Source organism: Halobellus captivus (genome assembly GCF_007655485.1).
Classification (GTDB): Archaea; Halobacteriota; Halobacteria; order Halobacteriales; family Haloferacaceae; genus Haloquadratum; species Haloquadratum captivum.
This window is the reverse complement of the sequence record NZ_VJXQ01000015.1, coordinates 1,726-1,968: the sequence shown is the minus strand read 5'-3', so window position 1 is coordinate 1,968 and position 243 is coordinate 1,726. Positions and strand designations below refer to the sequence as shown.

Below are 243 nucleotides of genomic sequence, written 5' to 3'. Positions count from 1 at the left end.
TTCGAGAAGCTCGACAGTCGCGTGAACGACGTTCGATCCGAGTTTATCCAGCAAGCGTCGGGGTGGTCCGCACGCCGCCTCAGCACGGTCGAGCTGTTCGTTCTGAATATGGACTTCTGGAACGGCCGCGAACATGACTACGACGAGGCGGAACGTGTCGTTCGCGACCAATCGATCATCGGTCACTCGCGCCGGGAGGATCCACACGATGCGTAACGTGACCCTCCAGACCGGTGGTGGCGC

1 pseudogene is annotated in these 243 nt (G+C 60.9%); it reads left to right on the top strand.

The features are described from left to right. Positions 1 to 216, top strand: a pseudogene (locus tag FJT57_RS16275) (hypothetical protein); the annotation flags it as partial. Positions 217 to 243: the final 27 nt, after the last annotated feature.